Genomic DNA, 8,394 nt, shown 5'->3' with positions numbered 1-8,394 from the left:
GAATGACTCGTCTTTTTTGTATGTTTTCATACCTCTATCAATTGCATGTTTAACCCCTTCTAAATAAGAAAATCCATATTTTTTATCTGGTTCTAAGTAAGTTCCTTCTGCCCACTCATTCCATGCGTTAATAAATAAAAACTCGCTGTTATAAAAAGAGTAAGTACGATGAATTTGCTTGCTTAAATATATGGTGAACTTTTCAGGGGTAGAACCTACAAAGATGCTGCTATTTGCGTTTTTACGTCGTGCAGTATTATCCCAATCAACAAAAGCCCCAGGGAATGTTTTTTTCTTTGGGAGAGCTCGTTGTAATATATACATCCATACTTTATCGTAGTCCCAAGCATTTAATTGCATACCAGAATCATATATTGCTTTATTTATGTCTGAAGAGCTATCATGGGCAATTGTATAGAAAGGTTCAAACTGAATGCTAGCATCGAATCCATTTATATTAGGTAGTGGAAAACTGTTTAATGTTTCAGCAAAGTATATACCTTTTAAACCATTTTCTTGTGCTAATGCATTCCAATAATTAAGCATTTTTTCACAATCAGGAATATGTCCCGGACGATAAATAATGAATAGAGGTTTATCATCTATATGAATATATCTCTCATCTTGGAAAGCTTGTAATAAATAATCAAAGTGTTCCTTCCAATCTGATATACCTCCGTAATCTTGTGGCATTAATATATGTTTATCGAGACCATCCCACGATTTTGTCCATGGTTCATTTGCCCAAGAAAGGCAAAAAGGAAAGTCAGGTTCCTTCATCTTTAGTACCTCATTAAAGGGGGTTTCTAATAGCCTTTTTCCTTTAAACCAGTAATGATAATAACAAAAACCATATATACCGTATGCTTTAGCAATCTCTGCTTGCCACTTTCTTACGGAGGGGCTAGTTAAGTCATAATAAAAATCTTGATAAGGTTCCCTGGGTTGATAGTGTCCTGAAAATAAAGGTCGTGCACTTTGAGTATTTTTCCATTCAGTAAACCCCTTTCCCCACCATAGGTCATTTTCATTTATTTGATGGAATTGTGGTAAGTAAAAAGCGATTATTTTCAAGGTATATCCTCCTCATGTTCTTCGTAGTTCAAATGGTGGAAAGGTATTCTTGATTTAGTGGAGTAAGTTTACAATAAGCGATATGTTGTTTGATTACTGCTTTTTTATGGTACGTAGTAGATTAATTTTTACAGTTTACTTGATACGAGAGTATTAGGTAATTTGATATATATAGCTCAAATAGAAAGTGTCTTTCGTCATGAAATTAAGCGGGTTACGATGAACGAAAGGAATTAAATTTTTTGAAGGACAAAGAGGGCCTGTGGTAATCGATTTACATCATCAAAAAAGTCCTGTAGCTTTAAATACTTTTCATAGTGATTTTTAATATAAGTCTTAGGTATAACAGTTTCGCCGTAAAAACTACTATTTCTAACATCTCCTCCACCAGTGGGGCTGTGGACAAAGTTTCCGTTTTCATAATCCGAGATGGTGTGATATATATCTGGAAAAGCTTGAGACAAAGTTTTATGCCATCCCGTTTGGATTAATTCAGGATTTTCTTGAAATTGTTGACAAAAATCGAGAAAATATCGCGCTTGTGTTGTTGCGATGAAGATTCCACCAGGACGAAGAACTCTTGAAAATTCTTTTACCCAATTTTCGGCAGTTTCCTCGGATAGATGTGAGAATACTGAATAAGCGAATATGATATCTAATGAATTGTCACTAATAAATTCTACAGGGGGTTGTGGGCTTGCCGTTTTATATATTCCTCTTCCTAGTGTTTCGTTACAAAGTGTGATCATCGCAGGATCTACATCAATGCCAAGTAAATTTTGGTCAGAGACATCCTTGAATAAGAAACGTATAATTCTTCCCCATCCGCAGCCGAAGTCTAAAACCTTACTTTCTTTATTCAAAGGAACACCTAAATTTTGAGCATATGTTTTTATATGGCTATAAAATAAATATGCTTCATAAAGGGCGTGCTCATAGGAAGCACCTACAAATTGTTTTTGAATTTCCTCAGGAGGGAACGTAGGTACGGGAACCCCATTGATCGTTGTTTGTGAACAACTTTGTATAAATAGATTTAGAAGTTCAGCATCAGATAGTGAATTAACAAGGTTATCAAAGTCACTTCCTAACTTAAAGTTATTCATTTGTTAAACCTCCGAATTATATAGTAATTAAACTTTACTTTCTTGCTTTTTTACTAATAAAAACATGTGAAAATTCAGCATCTAACCCTAGTGATCTATCCTTTTGCAAATAAACAATGGTATACATATTCGCGTGTGTATAAATTTATTCAATCATATCTTGCCCCCAATCAAATGTTACTAAAGATCCATTCTCATCAATAGGGTTTTCATGATAAATGAGCTCTTCAATATATTCAATTCCTTCTTTATTCATTCTCACTCTTTGCAAAGTTTTTGTGAGTGTATGATACCAAGGGACAGTAAATACATGAGCACCCCCAGGTTTTAATACTCTTTCTATTTCTTTAAAGGCTCTGTCTGGCGCCATTACATGCTCAAAAATATCTTGAGTAATGAACAAATCAAAAGATTCATTTTAGAAAGTCAAGTCTTCTAAGTTCTCACATCTAATTCCTTGAAAGTATTGGCCAAGAGGATAGTTTTTAAATTATTGAGAATAGGTATAGTTTTTGCAGTTCTTTAATAGTAGCTGAGTCGTAATTACTCCAGGAGAGGATTCGTGAATATTATAGGAATTCCATTTTGGAAAAAATGTATGTAAAGCATGGATTAAAGCTCGTTGCCTTGGTATAGAGTTGCATGTAGAACATAAATAATAATCTCTAAGCCAATCATTATGCTCGATAAATATAGCTTCCTTTTCGCAAATAACGCAGAACCCATTATTATGTTTCGAATTGAATTCCACACGACATCATTCCTGTGTTAAATGCAATGTATTTATGGATAGTATGACATACGTTAACAATCAACGAAATCAAAGAGAGTGGGTAAAAATTCAGTGCGATGGGGAGAAGGGAATAATTAGTAGGAGAGACCCTGTGCGAATTAAAATGTCACTTTATGCTATGCGATACATTAGCTGTATAGACTTAAAATATCCCTTTCGTGTACGGGTACATTTCAAAGTCCTGTGCATATATTTCTGTAACTAAATCCATGGTTTCTTTATCATAAAAGCTTTCGTATGTTGGAAATCGTGGGAAGGCTTCATCTGTAATGCTAAGTTCTGCATAGCTGCCCGTATAAATCATTTTGTGGGCGCGATGATGATCTGAATTTGTAAGAAGTGCTAAATTGGATTTAACTAAATCGTACATGTGTTCCACTTTAGTGATTTGTGTATTAAAATCTTCTAAAGGTATATAGTATTGGACGAAGTTTTCTTCACCTGGGACGTATTGCTGACTAAAATGTATATCTATTGCTAGGGAATTGGAGCCGAATGCTTGAACGTAATATAAAAATTGTTTAAATGATATTCCTTGGTTACTATGTTTATCATTATAAAAGTAATGACGGATATTTTCCCATTGAGGGCTAGCATATGGATTGTCAACAAGTAATAGAAATGAGCTAACGGCCCTTGTATAGGGATTTCGCACAAGTTTACAAACATCTTTTTTCCCTTCTAGAAGCCCGTTTTGTAACTCTGGTATGTAATTTGTACTGTTTTTGTATACCCAGAACTCATAGTAATGAATAAAGTCATTGTATTTCTTTGCTTCAGTAAATAATCCAATTTGAAAAAAGAACCAATTAGCTAATGCGGTGCATCCGCTTCTATGACTCCAAAATAATATAAGGGGAAAGTCTTTATGGTAATGCGGAATTCGGTCTTTATGTAGAATTACATGATTTAAAAGCTCTTGATTTATATTTTTCATGAGTTTAGCACTCCTTTTTTGAGAACTTTGTGTATGTAGAAGGTTTATTAAATATATTCATGGGGATGAGTAAATAGTATGACCGTTTATGCAGCCAACTTGGATAAGGAAGCTATTCTAAAATGAAAATATAAAATAAAGATAATGAAAATGTATAAGAAGCATACAATGATAAGAGATGAATAATAGAAATAATCAAGTTTATTTATATTTTTAGGTTTGACGACGGGAAAAATTTATTACTAGAGAGATGATATTATGAGGAAGAATAATTATTTAATAGTAGGTGGAAATAGTTTCATTGGTATTAACCTAGCATTGGCTTTATTGAAACAGGGGCAAAATGTAAAAGTATTTTCCAGACATATAAATAATTTCCCTCAAAATATTATAAGTGAAGTTGAATTTATTAAAGGTGATTTAAAAAACGTTGAGGATATATATAAAGCTTTAGTGAATATAGATATTATTATTTATTTAGCTGCGACGTCTAATGTAGCAACTTCAATCGAAGATGTTTTCGGTGATATTAATAGTAGCCTTTTTTTTCTCAATTTCATGGAAAGTGTTAAAGAGTTTCATATTAAAAAGGTTGTATTAGCTTCTTCTGGAGGCACAGTTTATGGTGAACCTGAATATTTGCCTATTGATGAGAAACATCCATTAAGACCACTTTCCCCGTATGGAATAACAAAAGTTTCGCTCGAGAATTATTTGTATTTTTATAAGAGAAAATATGGAATAGATTATGTGGTATGTAGGTATTCTAATCCGTATGGAAAATATCAAAACCCCTTAAAAAAAGTTGGGGCGATAAATTGTTTTTTGTACCAGCACCTCAGTAATGAAAGGATTAATATATATGGGAATCCAGAGGAGATTATTAGGGATTATATTTATATCGATGATTTAGTTGAAATTACTATACAACTAGCACAATTAAATCAATTGAAATCTTGCGTATATAACATAGGGAGTGGTAAAGGTCTTTCTTTAAAACGAATTATAGTGGAACTAGAGAAAATAACAGAAAGAAAAGTGGATTTTATCTGTTATAAACAAAAACAAGAGAACGTTCAAAAAATCATTTTAAATATTGATAAGGTAAAACAAGAAGTGAATTGGGAACCTAAAATAGGTTTTAAAAATGGGATTAGATTAAATAAGCTATGGATTGAAGAGTTTTTATATAGTAAAAAATAATAAACCACACTCTACTTGTATATAAGCAGAGCGTGGTTTATTATTTTACTTCCTTTTCTATTACCCAAAGGTCTTGATGCTCCCACCAGAATCCTTCAGTATACTTTTTGATGATTGGGTTATAGGGTAATAATTTAATTTTGTCACATACGTAAGAGGGGCTAACTATCGTTTGCCCGTATTGATTAACATCTAAATCGAATTGTTCACTAGAAGAGAGAAACCAATATCCCTGTTCGTTTAAATTTGGAGACCCGAAGTATTTTTTGCTTTGATAGCCATGGGTTGTGAAAATGAATAAACCACCAGGTGAAACAGCGTTATACAATGTTTGCAGCCAACGAAACCAAGTTGTATCAGGCATATGAGAAAAAAAGGATAGACAAAAAACAATATCGTACGTAGAGGAGTCCAATTTTAAATGTTCAGGCTCAGGGTGAGATAATATAGAAGAATTATTTAATTTGTTTTCAATAAAGGAAATGGCCTCTTCGTGTATATCACAAGCGGTTATATTCAAATTCGCTTGTAGATTTAATAAATGACGTGTTACGCAGCCGTATCCGGATGCAAATTCTAACAAGTTGATTGGATTGCCTGTAGGAGGATAAAGGGAAGTAATTAAGTCTAAGAGTATTTGTGCTGAGTTTTGCCCGTCTTTAAAATAGTAATCTATCGCTTCCCTTTTTGAAGGGAAGACTGGATTAGTGACAATGAACTGAAAAATATGATCCTCAGGATGGATACTTGCATTTACATTGTAGCTGTGTGCGATTTGAGAAATTAAATTTTTATGTTCCTCTATAAAGTCTTTCAAAGAGTATTCCCCCTTAAATAATACTAGCACCTTACAAGAGATATTGATGGCAGAGAAAGAATACGTTTAAATTTTCAAGTATGCTTTAAGGTGCTTTCTATATGTATACATTTTTATTTTAGAAATGTCGTCGATAGTAAAGGTTTCTTTAATGAAATTTTGCATTTGTACAACTTCATTGTAATGAGAGTATGAATCTTCTGTTCTCGTTACGCTATTTGTATGTCGTCTATGATAGTTTAGGGAGACTGGATTGAAGTAAATATCTCCCTCTGTAAGAAGAGAAACATAGAAGAACCAATCACCAGCTATTTTGAACTTTTCTAACTGTTTTTCTGTTTTCTTCATATCTACATTTTTAAAAACTACACTTGAGACATTAGGTATAGTATTTTTGATAAGCAACGTATCTTGTATTTCGTCGACGCCTTTTCGGAAATATGGGGCTTTCCATTTTTCTTTATCGATATCATTTGTGTAATTTAAATAATGATTAGCCAATACATTTCCTTGTTCGTCTATTTGTTTTGATTGTGTGTAGCTTAAGGCAATATTATTATTTATATAAAAGCCTTGCATCACTTCTTGTAAAAATGTTTTATCGCATAAGTCGTCAGCCTCTGCGATCCAAATATAATCACCAGTTGCTGCAGAGACTCCTTTTATCCATTGTTTAAATACCGAACCAGAGTTTGTATCATTAATAATCTGTTGAACGTTCAGATGGGTCTTATTTTCTTTTGAGAGCAGATTTTTAAAAGTTGATACGCTATGATCGGTGGAGGCGTCGTCTAAGAAAATTAGTTCGTAAAGAGGATAGGTTTGGTTTAATATTGATCTGACTCGGTCAGGTAAGTATTTTTCATAATTATAGTTCGGTATGATTACACTTATCTTTTTGTAATTATGTTCGAGAAGATCTAGTATTCGATAAATGTAAGTAAGGAAATTGAAGTTTTTTTCGATAAGTCCTTGGCCCAAGCTTCCCTTTTGTAATCGTAACCCTTCATCATGAATGAATTCATATACTTTTTCTAGCATTTTGGGTAAATTTAAAAAGTCTACTAAGGCACCAGTTTTTTCTGTAACAACATCCTCAAAACCTCCAGCATTTTTAAACCCTATAACGGGAACTTTTGCATCTAATGCTTCTAAAACAACATTTGGAAAAGGATCTTCCCTTGAAGTTAATAAGTATAAGTCAGCCCCGGCGTTATATAATCCGATATCAGGAGTAGGATCGACTAATGTAAAATGGGCTTTATATTTAGGAGACAGTGTATTCATGAATTGAACATCTGTTTTTCCTACCCAAATGAAATGAATATCCGTGCGAGTCTTTCTTACTAAGTAAGCGATAAGTGAGAATAAATCTATCCCTTTTCGGTAATCTGCGAAGCCTACACCCAAGATGATTTTGCTATCTAGAGGCAGGTTAAGTTTCTTACGTAATTCATTTCTAGCTTTTACAATATTGTTCTTATAAGGATTGTGGTTAAACAAACCTTGAGGGAGAATGTGACATTTTCTAGGGTCCAATTCAGTGATTGTACGAAATTTTTCATATACGTATTGTGAAGGGAAGACAACTTTGTAAGCAAATTCAGCAATGTTTCTAGCTTTTCCTTCGGCAGAGTACTGTTGTATTAAATGCGGTAATTCATGTATTAATGAAACAACCTTTATATTGTGTCTAGCTAGTAATGCGACGATATCTCCACTTATGACAGTGCTACATATGGCGAGGGTAAAATCTTGCGATAATAAATCCTTTATTAATGATTCGACCTTTTCTTCTGTTTGATAATCTTGCTCGAGACAATAAACAGGACCATGCTTTTGAAAATCGGGAATTAAAATACCTGATCCAATAGAAATAATTGCGACAGAGTAATCAAAGTTTTCTTTAAGGGCTTTAATAGTATGTAAAGAAAGTAGCTGTGCTCCGTGGAAATGGGCATCATGGGATACATAAATTATTTTTTTATTAACATGCATTTCATAACGCCTCCTAAGTTTATTAGATTTCTGTCCTTTTTGTTGATTTAGTAAAGGTAAAGAAGAGAAGTGTTTTATTTATAATCCCCCTAGAGATGAGCAGGAGGTGGGACGTACTAAAAGAAAAAATACTATTCTTAATATATATTTACTTGGTCTGACATTCATTCTTTAGAAAAGTATTAGTATTAAGTTAGAGAGTGCAAGCTGCAGGTTATTAATGAGAATACATAAGTTTAAGAATTTCTAAGGATGTGTTAGAAATTAAGAGAGGGAACTGCTTTTATAATTTATAAAATAAAAAAGATAAAAGGTCTTGACGATTAATCTATAGAGGTGTAATATAGAACAAGTCGCCGATGACATTAACGTCGCAAGCGACAAACGAAATGAAAAACTTAGTTGACATTATCTAACGAAGATGTTAACATAAGGAAGTCGCAAATGAGCGACAACGTAGTTCTTT

General features: G+C 33.1%; 6 protein-coding genes and 1 pseudogene. 1 reads left to right on the top strand and 6 read right to left on the bottom strand.

All coding sequences use genetic code 11. The annotated features are described in order from the left end of the window. The 4 genes and pseudogenes from COK05_RS30125 to COK05_RS30110 all read right to left on the bottom strand — a co-directional run. Positions 1–1,074, bottom strand: a 1,074-nt coding sequence (locus tag COK05_RS30125; protein WP_098615445.1) for a glycosyltransferase WbsX family protein, incomplete at its 3' end; no start/stop codon positions are given. Between the two features lie 233 nt (positions 1,075–1,307). Next, entirely contained in the window at positions 1,308–2,180 is an 873-nt protein-coding gene (locus tag COK05_RS30120; protein WP_098615444.1) for a class I SAM-dependent methyltransferase, read from the bottom strand. 34 nt (positions 2,181–2,214) lie between these two features. Continuing rightward, positions 2,215–2,931: pseudogene (locus tag COK05_RS30115) on the bottom strand (class I SAM-dependent methyltransferase). A gap of 184 nt (positions 2,932–3,115) precedes the next feature. Beyond that, entirely contained in the window at positions 3,116–3,910 is a 795-nt protein-coding gene (locus COK05_RS30110) for a sulfotransferase family 2 domain-containing protein (protein WP_098615443.1), read from the bottom strand. Positions 3,911–4,168: 258 nt separating this feature from the next. On the opposite strand from COK05_RS30110, the gene COK05_RS30105 reads away from it, so the two are divergent. Beyond that, complete coding sequence (locus COK05_RS30105; RefSeq protein WP_098615442.1) at positions 4,169–5,113, top strand: NAD-dependent epimerase/dehydratase family protein; 945 nt, start codon at positions 4,169–4,171, stop codon at positions 5,111–5,113. A gap of 40 nt (positions 5,114–5,153) precedes the next feature. Here COK05_RS30105 and COK05_RS30100 read toward each other — a convergent pair whose 3' ends face one another. Further along, positions 5,154–5,930, bottom strand: a complete 777-nt coding sequence (locus COK05_RS30100) for a class I SAM-dependent methyltransferase (RefSeq protein WP_098615441.1) — start codon at positions 5,928–5,930, stop codon at positions 5,154–5,156. A gap of 66 nt (positions 5,931–5,996) precedes the next feature. Then, the gene (locus tag COK05_RS30095) at positions 5,997–7,928 is read right to left on the bottom strand and encodes a glycosyltransferase (RefSeq protein WP_098615440.1); all 1,932 of its coding nucleotides are present in this window, start codon (positions 7,926–7,928) and stop codon (positions 5,997–5,999) included. Positions 7,929–8,394 lie beyond the last annotated feature (466 nt).

The organism is Bacillus cereus, from assembly GCF_002567495.1.
GTDB classification, from domain to species: Bacteria; Bacillota; Bacilli; order Bacillales; family Bacillaceae_G; genus Bacillus_A; species Bacillus_A cereus_AQ.
This window is presented reverse-complemented; position numbering and strand designations above follow the sequence as displayed.